Here is a 23,584-nt window from a genome sequence, read left to right on the forward strand (position 1 = left end):
CACGGGGATTTTCAATTAGTTATGAACTAACAAGTGCTTATTAAAAGTCATTACTAAACAACCAGTTGCGGCGATTCACATGATTCAGATTTAGTCTCAAAGCGGTACATTTCTACCTGTTTTGGTACAAATCTGGCACAATATTAATACCCATAAATTAGGTATTTGATTAATTCGAGCACTCGGTAATCAGAATTGATATCGGTGAACTGTCAGAATCTTGTGAGTATTCCAACAAAAATGAGTAACCGCCAGCGATTAGGGTTCTTACGATGATACTTTCCATTAATTCAGGATCACCGCATAATTGCTTAGTCATGAGCTCAACGAATAGCTCTCTTTGTAATTTAATGACCTCTAATTTATTACCGCCGAGAATGAGATAATTAAAAATGATTACTTTATTTTTTTCGTCAATGTAACCATCTAACATCTTAGTATATGGGTCTATTTTTTTACCAAAATTATTACTTTCATTCTCTATAAGTCGAATAGCTAAAGCATCTATTTTCGATGCCATTTGTAGATTACCTTTTGCTATCTCACTTGAGACCTCGTTATAGAGTTCGTCTCGTTCAGACTGCGAGTATTCCTGGGGGCTCGCCTCAGCATGTGCCTCCGAAGCGAAAAGTTGGTATGGCCAGGTAAGTCCCTTTAGTTGCGATGAGATAAATCCGGGGGGTGTTTTAAACATTACATTTGCTGTACTAATACCGCATTCTTCAGTAAGGAAATCGAAAAAACCATGGTTTGCTATACACCTAACTCTATGTTCCATATAGTAATAGATTCCGAAAAATCCAGAAATTATTATATAGAAGCCAAAGATAAACTTAAAGAATCTCATAAATTAAACCTTTTGAGTAACGCTATCATTATCTGCTTGTTTTTAACTATTCGTAATTCCGAGAATTGGCTGATTTTCAGCAGCGCACTTACAGTTTTGAGACATGAATCTTCCAAAATATTTTAGCTAAAAATATCGAGGATTGCCCCAATTGTTTGCATAACAATTCCAGCGAATAGCAGGTACCATCCAATAAATATAGTTCGGGATTTAGTAGTTTGATAAAATTTTGCGTTCAATATGTCGCCAAGACCATCAAGCAAAAAGAGTGGGATAAAAAGGTAGGTCATTAGCCCCCCCGCAAAAGCAGTTATTATGCTTTGAGAAGGTAGGTCTAAAAAAATATCAGCGAAGCTAAAAACCGATATTCCTAACGGAACAGTAAAAGTGAAAAGTATGGTAACTCCATATACCGCGTCCATAAAGATTTTAAGCTTACCCTTCGCATTTATTGCCAAGTCAGATAGTAAAATTATTCCAAAGACATCTAAAAATAAGCCAAATATGTTGAAAAGCTTAAAGGTTTGGATGTTGTTGACTGAGCCCAACGTAATTTGAATAAACCCACCGAATAAGATAAATATGATACTCAATAATCCATATGTCCTGTGAACTATCTTCTCCGCGTTATGTGGCATAGCTTTTGACCCATTTATAAAATTTCAGATTTACATAGTGTATCTAGCAGTAATTGTTTGTTGTAGCGCATAATTTTTTAGATGATCTGCACTTAAGCTCATCAATCTAGAATTTAGCTGTTCTAGAGTTTTTGAATCGGAAAGTGCTTGAACAAAGGAAGTTTGTATATGGTTAAAATTTCCTTATAGAGTAAGGGACCATACTTCGAGCGAATACATGTTAAGTTAAGACTCCGCTTGCCTTTTTTCCCAAACATGTTGATGGGAGTAATTTAGTGTACGCTGTTATTACCGAGAACGACATTTCAAAATGGAAAGACTCCACGGGTGTGTTATATCATTTTCCGAAGCGTTATGAAGCACTCCTGGAATCGGGTACCAATTTGATATACTACAAGGGACGAATTAAAGACTCCATCTACCGACCGTCCCGACTCTCCGATGCCCCGCATTACTTCGGTGTAGCAAAAATAGGTAAAGTTTACCTGGATAGAGAGAGCAATAAAGGTGATCTGTTTGCTACGATTGTCGACTACCGACCGTTTTCTGTTCCTGTCGACTTTAAAGATGGTGGAAACTATCTTGAAGATATTCCCCCCAACTTGTCATCAAATTATTGGCGAAACGGTGTTCGTCCCATAAGTAAAGAAATCTATGAACTGATATTTCAGTTGGGGTTTGATCATGGAGACAACGACTTTATTAGAAGCAAGAATCTTGAATCCAGCAACAATGACAATATCGGCACATTAGAATCATATCGTGACGGAGAGAAAAAACTTAAGTTCGTCACGACATATGAGAGAAACCCCGCTCTCCGTAAGCAAGCTATAGCAATTCATGGATTAAGTTGCCGAGCCTGCGGATTTAATTTTGGTGATTTCTATGGGGAGTATGCGGAGGGCTTTATCCATATTCATCATATTATACCAGTATCAGAGTTAGATGGTCCTCGTACTATAGACCCCGAAACAGATCTAGTTCCGCTCTGTGCGAACTGTCATTCAGTGGTTCATAGACAGAAAAATAGGACTCTATCTACAGAAGAGCTCATTGGCTTGATTAGAGCAAAGAAAGGAAGCTCAGAAAATAGTCATACCTAAAACCAAATTTTCATGCTCAGCTAAAGTAATAAAAGAGGGGCCCCAAATCTGGGGAGTTGCTTTTATTACTTTGGTTAAATTGTATAGGTGAACTAGTTATGGATGACAGATTTAAGGAGCTACTTGAAACAGTTGCCAGTATGTATGAGATGGGACAATCATTATCTGATGAATTTTTTCATCTCATCGACACGGATCCCGATGGTCGCCAAATAATACTCGATCAGCTTACGAGCTGGTCACATTGGTATTCGTTATCGAGTGCAGAATTCACTTCAATAGCAGCTGGTATCTTAGGTATGGCAAGTCTATTTGCTGATGGCGATCTAAAAGGCGACAAAATTGAGGCGAGCCTTCGCTTTGCTGAGAAGGCAGCAGATTTCGAGGGCTCTCTTGAAGATGCGAGTAAACATTTTGGAGAGGAAATAGCGCAAAAATTGGTGTTCCAGGTTGTCTTTGCTAACTATTACTCACAACTTGCAGTTGCACGAAGAAATCGATCGATCAACTTTATGCTTGAGCAAATCCGTGAAGAGGTCGACGATTATGTTGAAATTATCTTTGAGGCTGTTTCAATCGACCCATCTGTTGTTTCTAATTATGAAATAGCTCAATTTATATCGAAGTGGACTGTTGAGCGAAATAAAATCAATCTCGATAAACTCGCTAAGGCTATTTTAGGGAAATATCCGAGAGGCAAAAGAGAGCCAAGTGTAGACCAACATCGATTTATGACCACGGTTCTCGAGGAGTTCTTGGGAAGTGTAAAACCTGAGACTGTTGATCAGATGAATCAACTACTTGGTTTATTGCAGGAAGGAGAAGACCCAGTTGAGGCAATCAAGTACCACCTACGCATTCGTAAGAGAGATACAAGGAGGACAAAAGCTCATTAGTCCTCCTAAACTTTTTTATTCACCTGCATAAAGTAAGAAACCTCAATCTAACTATGAGGTTTCCGAAATGCCCAAAAATGAGCCAATCCAAAAAAACGAGGACGACGATAATCAATTTGATTCGAAGAAGCGAATTGATTTCGTTGTCGATAACGATCTAGCCGACAAGCTCGGTGCGCCACCTTGTAACACAGCACCTCCAAAATACGACAAAGCCAAGGTTTTGAGATCGGGTGTCGATAGCCTCTATCTATCCTTTCACGGTGTTGTTCACCCACATATTCTCAAAGAGCTTGAAGAAAAAAAGACTATTGCTGCGGACGAGAGGTGCAGAGGAAAGGCGGCGGCCGCTCTGCACCTCGCGGATATTCCCTTTCGAGTCATGCCAAAAGGTCAAGGTCTTCATCGTTATGTGATCATGAATAGGCATCTACGCATTCGAATCGCTGGTGAGAGATCGGGTAAGGCCCCAACTCTTTATATGGAAATCTCAAGCGAGTTCCTGAGTATCTACGGCTATCAAAATGCTCTGCAGATGACTAATGCCGTTGCCGATCACTTGGTGTCGAGTTCCAATGGTGGCTCGCTAAGCCGTTTAGATCTTTGTGTCGATTTCACAACGAATATCGATTGGCGATTGATCGATCCTGCGCGTTGGGTCTGTCGTTCCACACATCGTGCCGAGTATCGAGAGTCGGACGAAATCACAGGTTTTGTTTTTGGTCAGTCAGGCTCTGTCATGTCTCGACTGTATGATAAGACTCGAGAAATTGAAAAGTCTGAAAAGTTCTTTTTTCGTGAACTATGGACGGACTGCGGTTGGAGCGGCAACGATAAAGTCTGGCGATTGGAATTTCAGTTGAGACAGGAATTTTTGAAGTCTGCCAGCCAAAAAGATCCCTTTTTACTCATTGATGTAAAAAATTCGATTTGGCGTTATCTGACTCAAGATTGGCTTTCCCTTCGTGATCAGACGACAGATTCGAATCATTCACGTTGGCCTGTAGCCGATAGCTGGCATGCACTGTCACAGGCAACATTCAATAGCACTCCTGCTGCTGACTTGAAACGTGTTTCATTTGTGAGTTATCCAAGTGATAAAAGTATCTTCATTGGCGCGCTCGGTTTTCTCACCAGTTTCATGGTCAAGGCACGCTGTGAATCACTTGATGAGGCCCTACAAAAATTTATTCCACTCGCCGCACGATACTTTGCTAACGACGAGAAGCAGCCTCTCGCGCTCGATGAGTATGTCTGCAATAAGCTGGCCGAAAAGAAACTGAGGTTTTTCCAAATACAGGCGTCAAGTGAGGGGGAGAAATGATAGATGAAAACCTACGATCTAACCCAAGCGGCAAGCTACCTGAAAATGTCCGAATCTTATTTGGGCGAGTTGGCACGAAGCAAAAAAATCAAAGCAGCCAAGCCTGGCAAGCGTTGGGTATTCCTCGAAAAAGACCTTGTGGAATATTTGGATGCTTTATATTCTCTCGGTGTGAACACGCCGCAACAAGGTTGTGATGGGGAGGATTCATCATGGCATTGTACAAACGTGGGAACATCTGGTGGACTCGCTTCACGTCTCCAAACGGTGAAAGAATACAACAAACTACTGGCACTGAAGACAAGAAGCAGGCACAAGAGTACGAAGATAACCTAAAGAGCGAAGCTTGGCGGGTTTATAAACTGGGCGAAAAGCCACGACGAACATGGCAGGAAACTGTAGTTCGGTGGTTACAAGAGAAAGCACACAAGGCCGATGCCAAGAAAGATTTGGCAAAGTTTCGTTGGCTTGATCTGTATCTCGGCAAATTGTACCTCGATGAAATCAACAGAGATGTTGTTGATGGCATCAAGGCTGCAAAAGCGAAGGAAAGCTCAACCACTACCGCAAATCGCTATCTTGCGTTGATTAGAGCAGTTTTGCGCATGGCAAGGGATGAATGGGAGTGGGTGAGTCATATTCCTGCGGTAAAGCTTTACAAAGAGCCGAGAAAACGTATCCGCTGGTTGAAGCCCGATGAAGCACAACGATTATTGAAAGAGTTACCGAGACATTTGCAATTGATGGCTCAATTTTCACTGGCAACAGGTTTGCGTCAGTCGAATGTGAGCTTTCTCCGTTGGGAGCAAGTGGACTTGGATCGGGGTTTTGCATGGATCCATCCTGATCAATCGAAATCAGGTAAGGCCATCAATGTTCCACTCAATAAAGATGCTTTATCGGTATTGCGAGCCGTGCAGGGTGATGATGCTCATTATTGTTTTGTCTATCAAGGCAAACCCGTTGAGCGAACATCAACCAAAGCATGGCACGCAGCATTAAAACGAGCGGGGATTGAAGATTTTCGTTGGCATGATTTACGCCATACATGGGCAAGTTGGCATGTCCAGCGCGGCACAAGCTTACAAGAGTTGCAGGAGCTTGGCGGTTGGTCGTCGTATGAGATGGTACTGAGGTACGCTCATCTTGCTAGTCACCATCTGAAACGAGTGGCGAGCAATGTGGATGGTACAACTGGTACAAATCTGGTACAAAGCCAGAAACTAAAAAGCCCCGCTATTGCTAGCGAGGCCTTTAGAATAATGGTGCCCAGAGGCGGAATCGAACCACCGACACGGGGATTTTCAATCCCCTGCTCTACCGACTGAGCTATCTGGGCGTCGGGGCGTATTAAACGAGTTTTTAGAGTCAGAGTCAACCGCTTTTTCGTTGGTTTTGACCGTTTGCTCACGAAATACGCAGTTTGGCCAGTTTTACACCTTTAAGTAGGTGCTTCCGGCTAAACATTTCTCGTAGTAGTCTGTCCAACGTACGCCCTCGCGAGGTGCGATATGACCCTTGCGAACTTCACGATCGATAGACTTCTTCACGGTTTTCGCCATGTAATCGGTATTATATTGCATGGTTTCTAGCACTTTTTCAGCTGCAGTGCCCGGAACCACTTCTTCAATATAAAAATCGCCTGGTTCGTCGTCATGACAGTAAATATGAACTTCTGTGAGTCGACCAAACAGGTTGTGCATATCGCCCATAACGTCTTGATACGCGCCAGTCAGGAACATTCCAACATGGTAATGCTCACCTTTGCGTAAAGTATGCATAGGAATGTTATCGCTGATTTCGGTGCCTTCGATGTATTTGCTCAGCTTACCGTCACTATCGCAGGTTATATCGACAATGGAGCAGCGAACTTCCGGTTGCTCGTTGAGGCGCGAAATCGGCACGATTGGCAATACTTGACCAATGGCCCAGGTATCGGCAGCTGATTGGAAGATCGAGAAGTTACACAAGTATTGGCTTGCTAACATATCTTCGAGTTCTTCCAATTCTTGGAATACGAAGCTGTCACGGTCAATGGACGAGTGAATCTCGGCTAAAATTTGCCAGTACATCGTGTCTAACTTCGCCATCTCATCTAACGATAAGATACCAAGCTTAAACGCTTCATAAGCGCTCTGCTTGAAGGACGCCGCATCGTTGTATTTCTCTTGCGGGTGCAATTCTTCGGCGGTTGTGAGTTCGCGCATGTTGCTGACGAGAATATGTTCACCATTGGTGGCACTCGTATCGTACTTAGCACCGGTATTCTTGATTTCGCCGACGATGTTGGTCACGACGCACGAATGGTGCGCGGTAATGGCACGACCCGATTCGCTGACCAGGTTCGGATGCGGTACTTTTTCCAAATCACAGATTTGTTTGACGCCATAGACCACGTCTGCAACGTATTCGTCCGTTGAGTAATTGCGCGATGAATCTGTGGTTGAGCTCGTCCCATCGTAATCGATACCCAAGCCGCCACCGATATCTAAGTATTCGAGCGGAACGTCGAGTTGTACTAGCTTGGCATAAAGTCGTGCAGCTTCTGAAACGGCTTCCTTCACTTTACGGATGTCTGATAGCTGACTACCGATGTGGAAGTGCAAGAGCTTCGCACAGTGCAGCATGTCTTCTTTTTTCAGTAGCTCAATAATGTTAAGAATTTCAGTGATGCTTAAACCGAACTTCGCGCGGTCACCGCTCGAACCTGCCCATTTGCCTGAGCTACGCACCATCATTTTGCTACGCAGACCGATCATCGGCTCGACGCCGAGTTTGCGTGCTAATGGGATGAGCATTTCCAGCTCACTGTATTTCTCAATAACGATGATCATTTTGCGACGCAGTTGGCGACCTAATAATGCCAGCGTCAAATAATCCTCGTCCTTGTAACCGTTGAGAATAGTAAGGGCGTTCGGGTTTTCATTGTAGGCGAGCACAGCCATCAATTCTGGCTTGGAGCCTGCTTCCAGACCATAGTTATAAGGTTCGCCTGCATCGATGATTTCCTCAACCACTTCACGCATTTGGTTCACTTTAATCGGGAACACACCGACGTATTTGCCGCCGTATGATGCATCTTCGATGGTATTGGCAAAGGTCTCGTTTAAGATTTCAACTTGCGACCGCAAGATATCGTGAAAACGAATAACCGCCGGTAACTGAATACCTTCGGCAATAATTTCATCAACCACTTCTTGCATGTCGATAGTGACTTCAGGCAGTCGGTGATTGGGAGCGATTTGAATATTGCCGTTATCGCCAATTGAGAAGTAGCCTGCGCCCCAACGGCGGACACCATAAAGCTCTTCAGCATCGTCAATGGTCCAGTTATCGGCCATTAGCGTGCTCCTTTTTCGTTAAGAATGATGAGTAGTTCGCGTACAATTTTCGCAGCAAACACGTCTGAGTTTCCAGTCGGGTCGATGTCGGGAGATAGCTCAACCACATCAGCTCCAACTAAATTCTTACCACGCAGCAATTTCATCAGGCTTACATAGGAATGAAAGTCTTCACCACCTGGCTCTGGCGTGCCTGTGCCTGGTAAAAAGGCTGGATCAAAATAATCCAGATCGAGCGTGAGATAGATCGGACGGTCTGCCGGAATCGCGGCAACGCTATCCAAGAAGTCCTTGCGTGATGTCCGCACCGTGCCGTGCTCGCGCATAAATTTGTACTCATCACGCGTGCCAGAGCGGATCCCATATTGGATGAGCTGATGGTCTGGACCGAAATGATCCAGCGCGCGACGAATAATAGACGCGTGTGAGTAGTGGTAACCCAGAAAGCCATCACGTAAATCGGCATGCGCATCCAAGTGCAAAATCACCAGATCAGGGAATTGTTGCAAGTAGGTACGAATAGGGCCGTATGAGATAGAGTGCTCACCACCTAATGTGAGAACGCGGACGTTCTGCTCTTTCAGGTTTAGCGGCTCAAAAATTTCAGCAAACTGGTCGGTTGCATGTTGCCATTGGCTTTCAATGTCATCGCTGGTGCCAAGTGATAGGTTACCTAAGTCAATGAAGTTGTGGTCATGAAGATCAGCATCTAAATACGGCGAATACGATTCAATATCCTCAGATACCGAGCGCAGTCCGTCAGGACCGTTTCGCGTTCCCTTACGGAAACAAGCCGTGCCGTCAAAGCCAAAACCAATCATATGCGTCAGCCCAGCGTATACCGCCGTTGCTGTTGTCGCCCCGAAAAATTCTCGGACTGGGGTTTCAAGTTCGCTCTGAATAGTGGCTAATTGTGTGGGTTGATGCTGGCTCAATGGACTCACCTCCGACAACCAATAAGTAAAGGGGGCATATTATCGGTTGAATTGCCCCCAATTGCTACCGTTTCAATGGGTACGTGGTGTTTTTTTGACTGGATTAAAGATCTCGTGTTGAATCCGCAGCAAATTGCTATCCAATGGATTCTTTTTCTCCCACGTATCGCGCAGTGGAACCGCGATCGGAGTGCCCGCTTGCATACCTGCCATCACTTTCGTGACGCCGTCACGTATGAGCTCAATGGCATGCACGCCCAGCTCTGAAGCTAAGATGCGATCGGCAGGCGAGGGTGGCCCACCACGTTGAATATGCCCCAATAAACAGGGGCGACAGGGCAGGTGATACTCGGCTTCGAGTTGTTCGGCCAACGCGACTGCACCACCGGGCCATTGATGTTCACTCAGTACCATCACGTAACTGCCTTCGCCGCGAATCGCATTGGTGCGTTCAATATGTTTCACAATGGTGCTAATAGTAAGCGGCTTTTCTTTTTGTAGTTCCGGTAAAATCATTCGCTCGGCACCGGCAGCCATGGCACTGCTCAGACCAATGAAACCAGCGTAACGACCCATCACTTCAACAATAAATACCCGATCCATCGCATCGGCCGTATCGCGAATCTTATCGAGTGCATCCATCGCAATGTGCACTGCGGTGGCATAACCAATAGTCGCATCGGTACCAAATAAGTCATTGTCGATAGTGCCTGGTACACCAATAATTTGCCCGTCCCAATGCGCAGAGAGATGCTCGGCTCCACGAAATGAGCCGTCACCACCAATCACAACTAAAGCATCAATGCTCAATGCGTCTAAATTGGCGGCAGCCTCTTGGGCAGCTTCAACTTCCTTAAATCGTTGACACCGAGCACTTTTAATCACGGTTCCCGAATACTGCAGAATATGCATGACATCGGCTGGCCTCATCGGTGCATGATCATTATCCAGTAAACCTTGATAACCATGCCGAAATGCAATGACTTCCATGCCATAGTGATCAGCAGCCAATACCACTGCGCGCAACGCTGCATTCATTCCTGGTGCATCACCACCGCTGGTGAGCACGCCAATCCGTTGTACTTGTTTGGATTCCGACACCCGCTCTTACTCCTCTAGTCACTTGTCTGATAAGCTTATCGAAGTTCGTAACAATAACAAGTAGACGTCCACATATGACCACCATCAAGCAAACAGAATCAGGGTATCGGGTAGATGAAAACTTCATCACCGATTGGGCGACTCGGGTTGCTCAAGCCGCTGGCGCCAGTCAAGCGGTAGCACAGTCTCTCGCAACCTATCTGGTAGCTGGTGATTTGATGGGATTTCGCACCCATGGTTTGTTGCGATTGCGCTATAACGTGCAATGTCTTGAGGACGGCCGCTCGCGCACAGCGGGCCAGCCGCGTGTTCTGAGTCAACGTCGCGCGACCCAGCTCTGGGATGCGGATATGTTACCTGGTCCTTATGTGATGCCGCTAGCTATCGATGCAGCATGCGAAATGGCTGAGCAATGTGGCACGGGTACGGTTGTGGTCAGACGTTCACAGCATGTCGCGGCACTAGCAGTTTATTTGGAGCAAGCGGTCGAACGAGGTTTTTTGGTGCAGCTTATGGCAGCGACGCCAGCACAAAGTGTAGTGGCACCTTTCGGCGCAAAAAGTGCATGGTTCTCACCGAATCCCTTCGCTATTGGCGCGCCGGCGCTGAATCATCCCGTTCTATTTGATGTCAGTTTGTCGATGACCGCTGCGGGTAAAATCCGTACTGCAATAGCTGAGGAACGTGACTTACCTTATGCCGCTTTGATCACGCCCAACGGCGATTATTCGGTTGATGCTCGGACATTTACTGCGACACCACCCAGTGTAATCGCTTCACTGGGCGGTGAAGCTCTGGGTTACAAAGGTACCGGTTTAAATCTATTCAGTGAAATTTGGACACTCGCTCTGAGTGACTATGGTCGTGCCGATGCAGATGCCAACGAGGGTGATGCCAATACCAGTTGGATTCAGGTGATTGATCCGAGTGCATTTACGGATCTCGATGCGTTCAAGCAGCAGGTTCAAGCACAAGTCGATGGTATCTTGGCAACAACGCCTATCGATCCCAGACAGCCGGTGCGCGTGCCAGGCTCTGGCGCGATGGCTATCCGAGAGCAGCAACGGATTGCCGGCATTGACTATTCAAATGCGGTTTGGAAACAACTGCAGTGGTGCGCAGAGCACTATAACGTGCCGCTCGGTTAGGGTTGCAGCCGCGTAATTTGCCACTCGTTATTGGCGTCCTGTTTGAACTCGAAGCGGTCATGCAGTCGATACCGCCCACCTTGCCAAAATTCAAACCGACTCGGTGTAATGAGGTATCCGCCCCAATGTTCAGGCTTCGGCACTGGCTCGGTTTGGTATTTCTGCTCTAACTCGAGATACTTGGCTTCTAATTCAGTTCTCGATGCAATCGGTTGGCTTTGTGCCGACGCGAGTGCCCCCAATTGGCTACCAATAGGACGAGAACGGAAATACGATTCAGCCTGCTCAGCGTTTAGTTTGGTGGCAGTGCCCTCAATGCGGACTTGTCGCTCCATTTCCAGCCAAGCAAAATTCATCGCAACATGCGGGTTAGCAGCAATATCCTGCCCTTTGGCGCTGGCGTGGTTGGTATAAAAAATAAACCCGCTATCGGTCATCTCTTTTAACAACACAATGCGTTGATGCGGACGATGGTGCTGGTCAACCGTAGCCAGTGTGAACGCCGTTGGGTCTGGCAGACCGCCGTGCTCAAGCACAGCGGCGAACCAGTCTTTAAACTGCGCCATAGGATCTGCAAGCAGTGAGTCTCGGGTTAATCGAGCTTGAACATAGTCACGACGATTATCACGCAAATCCATGGCGTACCTCTTTCAATGAACGCTGTCAGTTATCGTTGGAAAACAGTTTCACCAGCAACATAAGTTGCCAATACTTTCTGGTCCCATAAAGTAGTGCTATCACCTACGAATGGATCGGCATCCAGTACAATAAAGTCGGCCCATTTGCCCGGCTCTAACGAACCTAAAGTCTGCTCTTGTCCAGACGCATAGGCGGCATCTAAGGTGAACGAGCGCAGCGCTTCAACAATGGTCATGGACTCATGTACGTACCAACCACCTTCTGGTTGGTTGTCACGATCTTGGCGCGTAACCGCTGCATGCAATCCAAAGAATGGGTCAGCGAGCTCAACAGGGAAGTCAGAACCAGCAGCAATGATGGTACCTTGCTCGAGCAAGGTGTTCCAAGCGTACGCACCTTGCATACGTTCCTTACCGAGGCGGTCTTCAGCCATGTTTTTATCACTGGTTGCGTGGGTTGGCTGCATCGATGCAATGATGTTCAGTTCTTTAAACCGAGCGAGGTCATCAGGGTGAACTACTTGCGCATGTTCAATCCGATGGCGCAGATTACGTCCACCAACAGTGGCATAAGCACGGGCAAACTCATCCAATGCGAGGCGATTGGCGCGGTCGCCAATGGCGTGAGTATTTACCTGAAAACCATGCGGGATCACTAACTGATACAGATCATGCAATTGGTCGGGTGAAGTTACCAAGAGGCCACGTTGGTCTGGCGCATCATGATAGGGTTCGAGCAACGCCGCACCGCGACTGCCAAGTGCCCCATCCGCATAAATTTTGACACTGCGCACGGTCAGACGCTCATCACTGCGCGTATATGGGCCCTGTGCTAACAACTGCGGTAACGTTGGTTCGTTGGCGCCGAGCATGGCGTAGACACGCACAGGCATTTTGTTGTTATCAGCCAATGATTTGTAGATATCTAGATTCAGAGCATCGATACCCGCATCGTGAACGCCCGTAATACCGCGCTCCAGCAAATGTTGAAACGCTAGCTCAATAGCTTGCGTTTGCAATTCACGGCTCGCCTTGGGCATCACTTGTTCGACTAAATACATCGCATTGTCGACCAATACACCGCTCGGATTACCGCGCTCATCACGCAGAATATCACCGCCATCGGGACTCACGGTTGCACCGCTAATAGTCGCACGGCTCAGTGCGATGGAATTCACCCAGGCCGCGTGGCCATCCACCCGAGTCAGGTATACCGGACGATCGGGAATGGCTTCATCTAAGCTGTTGGCGGTAGGAAAGCTACGTGACTCCCAATTTTCCTGGTTCCAACCGCGTCCGACAATCCAGTCAGCATTCGGATTTTGCTCTGCAAATTCGCGGACACGGGCAACTGCATCGGCTTCGCTGGTCGCCGTGCGTAAATCCACTTCCATCAGATTGAGACCAAGTCCCAGCACATGACCATGCGCATCGATAATACCCGGCAGTACCGTTTTGTTGTTGAGACTGACTTCCTCATCTATTTCGAAGTCAAAAGAGCCGCGAATCGAGCTGACGGAGCCAATAGCAGCGATACGGCCATCACGAACCAGCATCGCAGAAAACTGCTGCAGCTGTGCTTCATTGCCAGGTTGCCCGGTCAGGGTGTACCCATTGACGTTATGAAAAAGTACAGTTTGTGCGAAAACCGTCGTCGCACAAAACAAATTCACAACAAACATAATCGGAACAAAAATTTTCATTGGATGACCTGTGTTGTCTGTTTAACTTGAAAAATGATCGTTGTAACGCAGCGGTGCATATAATAGTTGACTATATTAAACGTCTTGGTAAAAACGTACATATTTACAAATACACAACACGCACTATGTTATTTCTCGATAATCAGTGTACAATAATGACGTCGTTTCAGGGAATGATTCTCGTACAAGGTGCCCAATGAAAATATTAATCATCGATCCACAGTTTTTTGTGCGAGCTGGTCTCATTCAGCTTATCACCAGTTATTCGGCCGATGTAGCTATCTACGAAGCGCCAACGTTTGAAATTGCCAGCGAATATTTACGGCACCAAAACGACTACAATCTCATTTTCCTTGATATGGAACTCCCTGACGCAGAAATTCGCCCAGTGATGTCCACGTTGAAAAAAGTTTCCCCGGGTGCCCATGTCGTGCTGTTCACGTGGCCACGCCCATTGAGCGATATCCGCCAAGCCCTCGGCGCCGGTGTGCGCAGTTATCTGCCAAAAGATGCGAGCGCTGAAGAGGCCAAAATCGCCATTCGTACGCTACTGCAAAATGACCGCTACTTGCCCGAAGAATCGCGACTTGGCGATCCAACCATGGCGCAAGGCAGTGCAGAGAACTTTTTGTCACCGCGCCAACTCGAAATCATGCAACTCTTGGCGCAAGGTCTCTCAAACAAAGAAATCGCGACCATTCTGGGCATTACCGAAGGCACTATTCGTGTGCACTTGAGCTCGATTTTCAAAGCAATCAAAGTTTCAAATCGAACTGAGGCAACTTTATGGTATCTATTGCGCCAGAAACGCCTCGTTAGTTAATCATGCAGCTTTCTGATCTGGTTCAATCGCTCGAGCAGCGCAAGCATGCCCCGACTGAACAATGGAATCCACCGTATTGCGGTGAAATCCCTATACAGATCGACCAAAATGGTGACTGGTGGTATGCCGGTTCGGTGATTCAACGGAAGCGGTTGGTACAACTGTTTGCATCGGTCCTCGTCCGTGAAGGCGACGACTATTTCCTTGTAACACCAGTCGAAAAGGTCAAGATTCAAGTGGCCGACGCACCCTTTATGGTGACGGCCTGGAAAACTATTGAAAGTGACCATCAAAAGGTTATACAACTTACTCTAAATACCGAAGAGACAGTCGTTCTGAAAGACCCCAGTCAGATTATCCTCAAAGATGACATTCCCTACATTGATCTCGGTCAACAATTGCTCGCGAAAGTGCATCGAAATGTCTTCTATCAATGGCTTGAGGTTGCTGAGCAAAGCGTCACGGGTAGTGTGACCGAGATGATCCTCCACAGTGCCGGAAAAGCCTTTGTCATTGGTCAAGTGAAAGCCGAAAAATAGGTCTAATCGGTGCATCTAAAACGTACTGAATTTGCTAGAATTACAGCATCGTACTATGATGCGCAGCCTAACTTGATGTGGAGCTTGAGACTGTTGTGATGAAGCCGATTACGGTAACCCTTGCCCAATTAGACTTTACCGTCGGCGCTATTCGACGCAATGCCGATACCATCATTTCGACGCTGCAAGAACACTCAGCGAGTGACATCGTTATTTTTCCAGAATTAGCACTCACGGGTTACTGTCCAGAAGACCTGCTCTTTCGCGATGATCTCGCACAGCGGATGCAACCTGAGCTGCAACGTATTGCGGACGCAGCAGTAGATAACCTTGCTGTGGTTGGGCACCCGCAGCGAGTAGGCAGTGAGCTTTTCAATAGTGTTTCTGTTGTGCACCGCGGCAAAGTATTAGCGCGTTACCATAAGCAGCGTTTACCGCAATACGGTGTCTTCGATGAGCAACGCTACTTTATTCCCGATCACAAACCTTGTGTTTTTGAGTGGCAAGGCCACTGCATTGGCCTACTTATCTGTGAAGATATTTGGCATCCAGAGCCGATTGCTCAATTACGGGACCAAGCCGATTGGGTCGTTGCCATAAATGCGTCACCTTTTGAAGTGGATAAGCATTCGCAACGTCTGCATGTACTCCAGCAACGTGTTTCTGAAGTGAATCTCCCTATTGTCTACGTGAATAATTGCGGCGGACAGGATGAACTCGTATTTGATGGTCACTCCATAGTGATGGCGGCTGACGGAACCCTAGTCGCTGAGTTGCCGCACTGTTTGCCCTGTTGCCAATCAGTGCGAGTTGAGGCTAGTGGTTGGAAGGCTTTACCGAGTTCCTGTGAACAACCAGAACTTGATCGCGTTGGTGAAGTGTACAGTGCGCTGGTATTGGCGGTACGTGACTATGTTCGTAAAAACGGCTTTCAAAGTGTGCTACTAGGCCTGTCCGGCGGTATCGACTCTGCACTGACTTTAGCCATTGCCACCGATGCATTGGGAGCCGATAAAGTGCACACGGTGATGATGCCATTTCGTTACACTTCGCAAATGAGTGTCGATGATGCCGCCCAGCAGGCCCGTACACTTGGGGTCAAGTACGATGTGATATCCATTGAACCTGTGTACAACAGTTTGATGGAGCAGCTCGCACCGCTCCTGGCTGGAACCACGCCAGACATTACCGAGGAGAATCTACAGGCGCGCTCACGTGGTGTGCTGCTGATGGCACTGTCGAATAAGTCCGGATCATTAGTGCTAAGTACGGGTAACAAAAGTGAATTGGCAGTAGGTTATTGTACGTTGTACGGTGATATGTGCGGCGGTTTCTCACCATTGAAGGATGTGCCAAAGATGCTGGTTTTTGAGTTGTCGCGATATGTAAATCGGCACCGAGAAATCATCCCACAACGCGTCATTGATCGACCGCCATCGGCTGAATTGGCGCCTGACCAAAAAGACGAAGATTCGTTGCCACCCTATGAAATACTTGACCGTATAATTTCGCTCTATGTTGAGCAAGATTGGGCGCCGTCTGCCATTATCGATGCCGGCTTTGAGCGTGACGATGTCTTGCGTGTTGTGCGGTTGATTGATATCAATGAATATAAGCGTCGCCAAGCAGCGGTGGGGCCGAAAATGACATCGCGTAATTTTGGTCGTGATCGCCGGTATCCGATTACTAGTCACTACCGCTACGAACTTGAACGCCAGACGACAGAGGGCAATCATGAAAAAAATTGAAGCTATTATTAAGCCATTTAAACTCGACGATGTGCGTGAAGCACTGTCAGAGGTTGGCATTGCGGGAATGACTGTCTCTGAAGTGAAAGGCTTCGGGCGCCAGAAGGGACATACCGAATTGTATCGTGGTGCGGAATATATGGTCGACTTTCTGCCCAAGGTAAAACTTGAAATTGTGGTGCCGGATGATCAAGTGGACCGTTGCATCGATGCCATTATGGATACAGCGCAAACGGGCAAAATCGGTGACGGCAAGATATTTGTCACCAACGTGGAGCGAGTGATTCGGATCCGTACCGGCGAGGAAAACGAAGACGCGGTCTAAGTGACCGCGTCTTTGTTGGATTCTGAGAGTCGAACTAAAGAGTTCTAAAACGAGTTGTTGTTGGGGAAGTTCTCACGCAACGTTGCAATGGCATCGTCACGTAACTCGTTCAAATTCAATCGACCGTAGCTGTCCGCCATCACTTCTAATGCACGCTCAGCTTCTGGCGTATCGCTGTAGTTTTCCAAAACGTAACGCGCACGGTTAGCGGCTGCGAGATAAGCTTCACGTTTGACATAGTAATCCGCTACAGCTAGCTCGTACCGAGCCAAGCGACTCTTGATAGCGACCATGCGCTGTCGAGCATCACCCACATATTTGCTGTCTGGATAACGTCGAATTAAATCTGCGAAGTCATCAAAGGCCTCGCGCGCTTTGCTTGGATCACGATCAGAACGATCAACGCCGGCAAGCTCCTGAATCGCGTTATAATCAGCACGCTGATTGACTAACCCACGCATGTACATCACGTAGTCGATATCCGGATGGTTTGGATTCAAGCGAGAGAATCGATCAATCGCAGCCAAGGCCTTATCGATATCGGCAAGTTTGTAGTACACGTAAATTTGATCCATTTGAATTTGGTGAGACAAAGGACCAAACGGGTACCGAGTCGACAGCGCTGTCAACGTTTGTGCCGCAGTCGAGTAGTTACCAGAGGCAATATTGTTTTTTGCACGTTCGTAAGTGAGCTGAGCATCACTCAGTCGTGGATCAAAAATTTCCTCGTCTGGCGAACCGGCACATCCACCTAATACAAGGCCAGTCATACAAGCCAGAATAATTCGCAGTTTCATAAGTTCAGTTTCTTATCTCTTTTGATTTAACGTACACTATGCAAGATTTCGCATTCTAGCGCAGCCAAGGCTGCTTTCACAGGTCCGATATAGATTTTATGAGTCAACAGATTTCGTTATCCGATGTAATCCCTGCTTCTGCCAACGGCAAGCGGTTGGACCAAGCATTGGCAGAGATGTTCCCAGATTTTTCTCGGTCTCGGTTAAAAACTTGGATCACAGATGGTTGCGTGCAAATTGATGGTGAGTGTGTCGATCGCCCACGTGAGAAAGTCATCGCCGGTTGTACCGTGTCTATCGAGACCGAACTTGCTGAAGAGAAGCGCTTTGAGGCGCAGCCAATTGATTTAGATATCGTCTATGAAGATGAACACATTCTCGTCATCAACAAGCCTGCCGGGTTAGTGGTTCACCCAGGCGCTGGTAACAGTGACGGTACCCTGTTGAACGCACTGTTACATCATTTTCCAGACATTGATCAGGTGCCACGCGCCGGTATTGTCCATCGGCTGGATAAAGACACGACGGGTCTGATGGTGGTGGCAAAAACGGTACCAGCACAAACCCATCTGGTGTCAGCAATGCAAGAACGCGAAATCACGCGTGAATATGAAGCGGTTTGTAATGGAGCAATGACAGCGGGCGGTGTTGTTGAAGAACCGATTGGCCGGCATGCAACCAAACGCACGCACATGGCCGTTGTAGCCATGGGCAAACCAGCAGTAACACATTTTCGTGTGGTCGAACGGTTTCGTGCACACACCCATTTACGGTTACGTTTAGAAACCGGTCGCACGCACCAAATTCGCGTGCACATGGCACATATTCGTCATCCATTGGTTGGTGATGCAACGTACGGTGGTCGTCCGCGTCCACCAGCGAAAGCATCCCCTGAGTTATTGGAAAGTTTGCGTGGCTTTAAACGCCAAGCTTTGCATGCTGCGCGTTTGTCGCTGCATCATCCAATTACCGGTGAGTGGCATAGTTGGGACGCGCCAACGCCAGCTGATTTCCTGGAGTTACTGGAACAGTTGCGAGTGGATCGGCGTCTGCACTTAAACGATTAACCGGACGCAGCGAGCAATGTCACACTATTTTATTCCGCAGTGGACATTGCCCAGTGGCGTTCGCGCCGCTATCACCACGGTTCAGTCTCCGGGAAATTTGGCAGCTCATGTAGGTGCCGATCCGGCGGCAGTTGTTCGGCATCGTCGTCAGCTGTGCCGCCAGCTAGCACTTCCGTGCGCGCCCAAATGGCTCGCGCAATACCATAGCAACATTCCAGTAGATTTTTGCCGTGTGCGCGCTGGCGCCGCGGCTGATGCCATCTATTCAAACCAATCTAGTTCCGTCTGCGCCGTCCTCACTGCCGACTGTTTACCGATTTTAATGTGTAGTGCAGATGGCCAAGAGATTGCCGCTATTCATGCTGGTTGGCGTGGACTAGCTGCAGGCATTGTTGGACGCACGTGTGCTCAGTTTGCAGCGCAACGTGGCACTTTATCTGCTTATATCGGTCCGGCAATCTCACAGACTGCATTCGAGGTTGGTGATGATGTCTACCGAGAATTTGAACAGCTGGGTTGGGTTGATTCAGAAACATTCCTACCCCATATAACAGGAAAGTGGTGGGCGAACCTCCCGTTACTTGCCGAATATGCGTTGCGTGAGCAAGGTATCCAAACGATTGTGCAAAGCAATGAGTGTACTTTTAGCAAGGCAGATTGGTATTCCTATCGTCGCAACTCTACCTGCGGTCGTTTTGCCAGTTTGATTTGGCGTTCCTGAACAATTTTTATCCTTCCCTACTTGAAACTGTTTTTAAAATACCCACATTAACTATCAGGTTATAGTCGCTGGTTAACAGTGTTACATGAGGTATTTATGCGTTTCGACAAACTAACCAATAAATTTCAATTAGCGATTGCCGATGCGCAGTCGCTGGCACTCGGACGTGACCATCAGTTCATTGAACCGGTGCACGTGATGCAAGCATTACTGAATCAAGATGGTGGCACGTTACGACCACTACTGACCTTACTCCAAATTGATAGCAACGCTCTGCGCACGCAATTGGCAAGTGCGCTCGACAAGCTGCCCCAAGTTGAGGGGAGTGGCGGTGAGGTACAAGTTTCGGCGGCGACGGGCACGCTCTTAAACTTGTGCGACAAATACGCGCAAAAACGGAATGACCAGTTTATTTCTTCAGAACTCTTTGTACTCGCTGCAACCGAAGACAAAGGGGTGCTAGGCGACATGCTGAAGAAGCTGGGGGTCACGCGCGCCAAAGTTGAAGATGCAATCAACAAAGTTCGTGATGGTGCCTCAGTTGACGATGCTAATGCTGAAGAGAAACGTCAAGCTCTCGAAAAGTACACGATTGATTTAACAGAGCGTGCGGAGCAGGGCAAATTAGATCCGGTTATCGGGCGTGATGAAGAAATTCGTCGTACCATTCAGGTTTTGCAACGTCGTACTAAGAATAACCCTGTACTGATAGGTGAGCCGGGTGTTGGTAAAACAGCTATCGTAGAAGGCTTGGCGCAACGTATTGTGAACGGTGAAGTGCCTGAAGGTCTTAAACACAAGCGTGTTCTTTCTCTCGATCTCGGTGCATTGCTGGCCGGTGCTAAATATCGCGGCGAATTTGAAGAACGTCTGAAAGCGGTGCTGAATGAGCTCGGTAAAGAAGAAGGCCGCATTATTCTCTTTATTGATGAGCTTCACACTATGGTTGGAGCAGGTAAAGCGGAAGGCGCAATGGATGCGGGCAATATGTTGAAACCGGCTTTAGCGCGCGGCGAACTGCATTGCGTCGGCGCGACCACACTCGACGAATACCGACAGTTTATTGAGAAAGATGCCGCGCTGGAGCGTCGTTTTCAGAAAGTATTGGTTGATGAGCCGTCAGTGGAAGATACCATTGCCATTTTGCGTGGCTTAAAAGAACGCTACGAAGTGCACCACTCGGTACAAATTACCGACCCCGCGATTGTTGCGGCTGCGTCATTGTCGCACCGTTATATCAGTGATCGGCAGTTGCCAGATAAAGCGATTGATTTGATTGACGAGGCAGCATCGAGCATTCGAATCCAAATTGATTCGAAACCAGAAGATTTGGATCGTTTAGATCGGCGCATCATTCAATTACAGTTGGAACAACGAGCGCTGACCAAAGAGGAAGATGATGCGAGCAAGAAGCGACTCGAAACTTTAGAGGCAGAGCTGCAAGATTTGCAACGCAAGTATGCCGAGCTGGAGGAAGTTTGGACGTCTGAGAAAGCTGCGGTGCAGGGTGCTCAGAATATCAAAGCGCAAATTGAGCAAGCGCGCACTGATCTGGAGATTGCGCGGCGTGCTGGTGATTTGAATCGAATGTCAGAGCTTCAGTATGGACGACTCCCAGAATTAGAGCGTCAATTGAAATCTGCTGAGAGTGCCGAAGAGCAGGACATGACGTTGTTGAAGAACAAGGTCACCGAAGAAGAGATTGCCGAAGTGCTCTCACGTTGGACAGGTATTCCAGTGAGTAAAATGCTGGAAGGCGAGCGTGAGAAATTGTTGCAGATGGAAGCGCAGTTACATCAGCGGGTAGTTGGTCAGGACGAGGCGGTCACCTCTGTAGCGAATGCGATTCGACGTTCGCGTGCTGGATTATCGGATCCGCAGCGCCCGATTGGTTCTTTCTTATTCTTGGGGCCGACCGGTGTAGGTAAAACGGAACTGTGCAAATCCTTAGCCCACTTTCTCTTTGATACTGACGAGGCCATGGTTCGCATTGATATGTCCGAGTTTATGGAGAAGCACTCGGTTGCTCGTCTCGTCGGTGCGCCTCCAGGATATGTCGGTTATGAGGAGGGTGGTTATCTGACTGAAGCCGTGCGCCGCCGTCCATATTCGGTCATCCTATTGGATGAAGTAGAGAAGGCGCATCCAGATGTGTTTAACATCCTGCTGCAAGTCTTGGATGATGGTCGCTTAACCGATGGGCAAGGACGCACAGTCGACTTTCGCAACACGGTCATCATTATGACCTCAAACTTGGGCTCGGATATTATTCAAGAGAAGGCGCACGAGCACACGTATGAACAAATGAAGGCCAGCGTCATGGATGTGTTACAACACCACTTCCGGCCAGAATTTTTAAACCGAGTTGATGAGACGGTGGTCTTCCATCCGCTTGCGAAAGAACACATCAAGAATATTGCTGGTATTCAGATGCAACGTTTGCATCAGCGTTTGGCGGAAAAAGACTATCAAATGGAGCTGACCGACGCAGCGCTGGAGCATCTAGCTGCGGCTGGATTTGACCCAGTATTTGGTGCTCGCCCACTGAAGCGAGCCATACAACAAGAGTTGGAAAATCCGCTGGCTCAGCGCATTCTCGCAGGAGAGTTGGTGCCGGGTCGATTGATCAAAGTGGATTGTGTTGATCACGACTTGGTGATCAAGCAATAAGCTACACTAAACAGCAGCTATTTATGGTAGCCACACAGTCATGTTATGCTGTGTGGCTACTATCTGGTCCAAAAAGGGTGAGTTATGCCGAGCAATCGTGGAATCTTTCTGCTTCCGAATCTATTGACCACTGCAGGTCTATTCTCTGGTTTCTTCGCTATTGTAGCGTCTATGAACAACCAGTTCGAAGCTGCGGCTGTAGCTATCTATATTGCTATGGTGTTTGACGGTCTTGACGGTCGTGTCGCCCGAATGACGAATACCCAAAGCGAGTTTGGGGCCGAATACGACAGTATGGCTGATATCGTCTCGTTTGGTATGGCACCCGCGTTGGTGATGTACAACTGGGCTCTAGCCGATCTGGGTAAGTTTGGTTGGTTAGCCGCGTTTATCTTCGTTGCTGGTGGAGCGCTGCGCCTTGCTCGCTTTAATGCAAACTTAGCTGTAGCAGATAAGCGGTTTTTCCAAGGACTCGCGATTCCGAGTGCCGCTGCTATCGTCAGCGGACTGGTTTGGGTTGGTACGAAGTACGAAATCGATCCAAGTTCGATTAGCTATTTCGCGGCAATTCTCACCATTTGCTGTGGACTCTTGATGGTCTCCAACTTCAAGTATCACTCGTTCAAAGACGTGGACTGGCGCGGCCGAGTGTCGTTTGTGTTCATTCTCGTTGTGGTGCTTGCCTTTGTCATTGTAGCGACTGAGCCTTCATTAGTGTTGTTCTCAATCTTCTTTCTCTATGCATTGTCAGGACCTATCACGACATTCCGTTCAACTGAAAAGTTGAAGTTAGAGGATGTGATCGGTGATGCGGGAGATGATGAATGCACAGAAGAGAACAAACCTGAGCAGAAAAAGAACACTTCCAAAACATCTGACTAGAAAAGCAGCAAACGATCGCTTTCGGCGCAAAAAGATCTTGCGCTGAAAGTGAGAGGCTCTATAATTCGCGGCCGTTGTGGTTGAGACCTGATTTCAACTACAGCGGTCGCAAGGTTCACGACGAGAAAAAGTTAGTGAAAAAGATCGAAAGGATCTTGACCTTGTGAGGGGATGACGTAAAATACGCATCCCGCTTCGGAAAGAAGCACGCTCTTTAACAATATACCAAGCCAAGCAAACTGTGTGGGCACTTACCGGATTCAGGCAGAGAAACGTATCTTCGGATACAACAAAGGTTCTTAAATGAACCACCTGACTGATTGGAAAAGTGCTTAACA

Annotated in this window: 21 protein-coding genes, 1 tRNA gene and 1 pseudogene; 14 read left to right on the forward strand and 9 right to left on the reverse strand. The window is 47.5% G+C overall.

From position 1 onward, the window contains the following. Positions 1-169: 169 nt before the first annotated feature. A complete protein-coding gene (locus CWE22_RS10870; protein WP_169931503.1) occupies positions 170-694 on the reverse strand; it encodes a hypothetical protein in 525 nt (174 codons plus the stop codon). A gap of 275 nt (positions 695-969) precedes the next feature. Continuing rightward, positions 970-1,485: a hypothetical protein gene (locus tag CWE22_RS10875; RefSeq protein WP_169931504.1), complete on the reverse strand. Its 516-nt coding sequence runs from the start codon at positions 1,483-1,485 to the stop codon at positions 970-972. A gap of 275 nt (positions 1,486-1,760) precedes the next feature. On the opposite strand from CWE22_RS10875, the gene CWE22_RS10880 reads away from it, so the two are divergent. The 5 genes and pseudogenes from CWE22_RS10880 to CWE22_RS12200 all read left to right on the forward strand — a co-directional run. Then, positions 1,761-2,588, forward strand: coding sequence for an HNH endonuclease (locus tag CWE22_RS10880; protein WP_169931505.1), 828 nt, complete (start codon positions 1,761-1,763; stop codon positions 2,586-2,588). A gap of 98 nt (positions 2,589-2,686) precedes the next feature. Continuing rightward, on the forward strand, positions 2,687-3,484 hold the full coding sequence (locus CWE22_RS10885; RefSeq protein ID WP_169931506.1) for a hypothetical protein: 798 nt from the start codon (positions 2,687-2,689) through the stop codon (positions 3,482-3,484). Positions 3,485-3,551: 67 nt separating this feature from the next. Then, a complete protein-coding gene (locus CWE22_RS10890; RefSeq protein WP_169931507.1) occupies positions 3,552-4,808 on the forward strand; it encodes a hypothetical protein in 1,257 nt (418 codons plus the stop codon). Positions 4,809-4,811: 3 nt separating this feature from the next. Then, complete coding sequence (locus CWE22_RS12140; protein ID WP_244596059.1) at positions 4,812-5,144, forward strand: helix-turn-helix domain-containing protein; 333 nt, start codon at positions 4,812-4,814, stop codon at positions 5,142-5,144. A 269-nt stretch (positions 5,145-5,413) separates the two neighbouring features. Then, a pseudogene (locus CWE22_RS12200) lies at positions 5,414-5,950 on the forward strand (site-specific integrase); the annotation flags it as partial. A 121-nt stretch (positions 5,951-6,071) separates the two neighbouring features. Here CWE22_RS12200 and CWE22_RS10900 read toward each other — a convergent pair. From CWE22_RS10900 to CWE22_RS10915, 4 genes are all read right to left on the reverse strand, one after another. Further along, positions 6,072-6,147, reverse strand: a tRNA-Phe gene (locus CWE22_RS10900). Positions 6,148-6,241: 94 nt separating this feature from the next. Then, on the reverse strand, positions 6,242-8,149 hold the full coding sequence (gene speA / locus CWE22_RS10905) for a biosynthetic arginine decarboxylase (RefSeq protein WP_169931508.1): 1,908 nt from the start codon (positions 8,147-8,149) through the stop codon (positions 6,242-6,244). Beyond that, on the reverse strand, positions 8,149-9,084 hold the full coding sequence (speB, locus tag CWE22_RS10910) for an agmatinase (protein WP_244596060.1): 936 nt from the start codon (positions 9,082-9,084) through the stop codon (positions 8,149-8,151). The genes speA and speB overlap by 1 nt, the downstream gene beginning before the upstream one ends. 72 nt (positions 9,085-9,156) lie before the next feature. Further along, the gene (locus CWE22_RS10915) at positions 9,157-10,185 is read right to left on the reverse strand and encodes an ATP-dependent 6-phosphofructokinase (RefSeq protein WP_169931509.1); all 1,029 of its coding nucleotides are present in this window, start codon (positions 10,183-10,185) and stop codon (positions 9,157-9,159) included. Positions 10,186-10,259: 74 nt separating this feature from the next. On the opposite strand from CWE22_RS10915, the gene CWE22_RS10920 reads away from it, so the two are divergent. Beyond that, positions 10,260-11,333, forward strand: coding sequence for an Ldh family oxidoreductase (locus CWE22_RS10920; RefSeq protein WP_169931510.1), 1,074 nt, complete (start codon positions 10,260-10,262; stop codon positions 11,331-11,333). Here the strand turns inward: CWE22_RS10920 and pdxH are convergent. Continuing rightward, on the reverse strand, positions 11,330-11,971 hold the full coding sequence (gene pdxH / locus CWE22_RS10925; protein WP_169931511.1) for a pyridoxamine 5'-phosphate oxidase: 642 nt from the start codon (positions 11,969-11,971) through the stop codon (positions 11,330-11,332). The two genes, CWE22_RS10920 and pdxH, sit on opposite strands and share 4 nt — an antisense overlap. A gap of 29 nt (positions 11,972-12,000) precedes the next feature. Continuing rightward, positions 12,001-13,674, reverse strand: a complete 1,674-nt coding sequence (locus tag CWE22_RS10930; RefSeq protein WP_244596061.1) for an amidohydrolase — start codon at positions 13,672-13,674, stop codon at positions 12,001-12,003. Between the two features lie 196 nt (positions 13,675-13,870). On the opposite strand from CWE22_RS10930, the gene CWE22_RS10935 reads away from it, so the two are divergent. From CWE22_RS10935 to glnB, 4 genes are all read left to right on the forward strand, one after another. Then, positions 13,871-14,497: a LuxR C-terminal-related transcriptional regulator gene (locus CWE22_RS10935; RefSeq protein WP_169931512.1), complete on the forward strand. Its 627-nt coding sequence runs from the start codon at positions 13,871-13,873 to the stop codon at positions 14,495-14,497. Positions 14,498-14,499: 2 nt separating this feature from the next. Next, a complete protein-coding gene (locus CWE22_RS10940) occupies positions 14,500-15,036 on the forward strand; it encodes a DUF1285 domain-containing protein (RefSeq protein ID WP_169931513.1) in 537 nt (178 codons plus the stop codon). Positions 15,037-15,134: 98 nt separating this feature from the next. Then, positions 15,135-16,784 (forward strand): NAD+ synthase, encoded by a 1,650-nt coding sequence (locus CWE22_RS10945; RefSeq protein ID WP_169931538.1) that lies wholly within the window; start codon positions 15,135-15,137, stop codon positions 16,782-16,784. Beyond that, the gene (glnB, locus tag CWE22_RS10950; protein ID WP_169931514.1) at positions 16,771-17,109 is read left to right on the forward strand and encodes a nitrogen regulatory protein P-II; all 339 of its coding nucleotides are present in this window, start codon (positions 16,771-16,773) and stop codon (positions 17,107-17,109) included. The genes CWE22_RS10945 and glnB overlap by 14 nt, the downstream gene beginning before the upstream one ends. Before the next feature lie 44 nt (positions 17,110-17,153). On the opposite strand, the gene CWE22_RS10955 is transcribed toward glnB, so the two are convergent. After that, positions 17,154-17,906: an outer membrane protein assembly factor BamD gene (locus CWE22_RS10955; protein WP_169931515.1), complete on the reverse strand. Its 753-nt coding sequence runs from the start codon at positions 17,904-17,906 to the stop codon at positions 17,154-17,156. A 98-nt stretch (positions 17,907-18,004) separates the two neighbouring features. Here CWE22_RS10955 and rluD point away from each other — a divergent pair, with 98 nt between their 5' ends. The 4 genes from rluD (at position 18,005) to pssA (ending at position 23,246) form a co-directional block, all read left to right on the forward strand. After that, positions 18,005-18,973, forward strand: a complete 969-nt coding sequence (rluD, locus tag CWE22_RS10960) for a 23S rRNA pseudouridine(1911/1915/1917) synthase RluD (RefSeq protein WP_169931516.1) — start codon at positions 18,005-18,007, stop codon at positions 18,971-18,973. Between the two features lie 16 nt (positions 18,974-18,989). Further along, positions 18,990-19,694, forward strand: coding sequence for a peptidoglycan editing factor PgeF (gene pgeF, locus CWE22_RS10965; protein WP_169931517.1), 705 nt, complete (start codon positions 18,990-18,992; stop codon positions 19,692-19,694). A 96-nt stretch (positions 19,695-19,790) separates the two neighbouring features. Beyond that, entirely contained in the window at positions 19,791-22,364 is a 2,574-nt protein-coding gene (clpB, locus tag CWE22_RS10970; RefSeq protein WP_169931518.1) for an ATP-dependent chaperone ClpB, read from the forward strand. An 84-nt stretch (positions 22,365-22,448) separates the two neighbouring features. After that, positions 22,449-23,246 carry a CDP-diacylglycerol--serine O-phosphatidyltransferase gene (gene pssA, locus CWE22_RS10975; RefSeq protein ID WP_169931519.1) on the forward strand — a complete coding sequence of 266 codons (798 nt, stop codon included), beginning with the start codon at positions 22,449-22,451 and terminating at the stop codon, positions 23,244-23,246. Positions 23,247-23,584 lie beyond the last annotated feature (338 nt).

Source organism: Pseudidiomarina aestuarii (genome assembly GCF_003987355.1).
GTDB lineage: Bacteria > Pseudomonadota > Gammaproteobacteria > Enterobacterales > Alteromonadaceae > Pseudidiomarina > Pseudidiomarina aestuarii.

Bases quoted from the DNA above. Each gene is read 5' to 3' on its own strand.
- CWE22_RS10870 (WP_169931503.1), bottom strand. From the start codon at position 694: ATGTTTAAAACACCCCCCGGATTTATCTCATCGCAACTAAAGGGACTT.
- CWE22_RS10875 (WP_169931504.1), bottom strand. From the start codon at position 1,485: ATGCCACATAACGCGGAGAAGATAGTTCACAGGACATATGGATTATTG.
- CWE22_RS10885 (WP_169931506.1), top strand. From the start codon at position 2,687: ATGGATGACAGATTTAAGGAGCTACTTGAAACAGTTGCCAGTATGTAT.
- CWE22_RS10890 (WP_169931507.1), top strand. From the start codon at position 3,552: ATGCCCAAAAATGAGCCAATCCAAAAAAACGAGGACGACGATAATCAA.
- CWE22_RS12140 (WP_244596059.1), top strand. From the start codon at position 4,812: ATGAAAACCTACGATCTAACCCAAGCGGCAAGCTACCTGAAAATGTCC.
- speA (WP_169931508.1), bottom strand. From the start codon at position 8,149: ATGGCCGATAACTGGACCATTGACGATGCTGAAGAGCTTTATGGTGTC.
- CWE22_RS10920 (WP_169931510.1), top strand. From the start codon at position 10,260: ATGACCACCATCAAGCAAACAGAATCAGGGTATCGGGTAGATGAAAAC.
- pdxH (WP_169931511.1), bottom strand. From the start codon at position 11,971: ATGGATTTGCGTGATAATCGTCGTGACTATGTTCAAGCTCGATTAACC.
- CWE22_RS10930 (WP_244596061.1), bottom strand. From the start codon at position 13,674: ATGAAAATTTTTGTTCCGATTATGTTTGTTGTGAATTTGTTTTGTGCG.
- CWE22_RS10935 (WP_169931512.1), top strand. From the start codon at position 13,871: ATGAAAATATTAATCATCGATCCACAGTTTTTTGTGCGAGCTGGTCTC.
- CWE22_RS10940 (WP_169931513.1), top strand. From the start codon at position 14,500: ATGCAGCTTTCTGATCTGGTTCAATCGCTCGAGCAGCGCAAGCATGCC.
- CWE22_RS10945 (WP_169931538.1), top strand. From the start codon at position 15,135: ATGAAGCCGATTACGGTAACCCTTGCCCAATTAGACTTTACCGTCGGC.
- glnB (WP_169931514.1), top strand. From the start codon at position 16,771: ATGAAAAAAATTGAAGCTATTATTAAGCCATTTAAACTCGACGATGTG.
- CWE22_RS10955 (WP_169931515.1), bottom strand. From the start codon at position 17,906: ATGAAACTGCGAATTATTCTGGCTTGTATGACTGGCCTTGTATTAGGT.
- rluD (WP_169931516.1), top strand. From the start codon at position 18,005: ATGAGTCAACAGATTTCGTTATCCGATGTAATCCCTGCTTCTGCCAAC.
- pgeF (WP_169931517.1), top strand. From the start codon at position 18,990: ATGTCACACTATTTTATTCCGCAGTGGACATTGCCCAGTGGCGTTCGC.
- clpB (WP_169931518.1), top strand. From the start codon at position 19,791: ATGCGTTTCGACAAACTAACCAATAAATTTCAATTAGCGATTGCCGAT.
- pssA (WP_169931519.1), top strand. From the start codon at position 22,449: ATGCCGAGCAATCGTGGAATCTTTCTGCTTCCGAATCTATTGACCACT.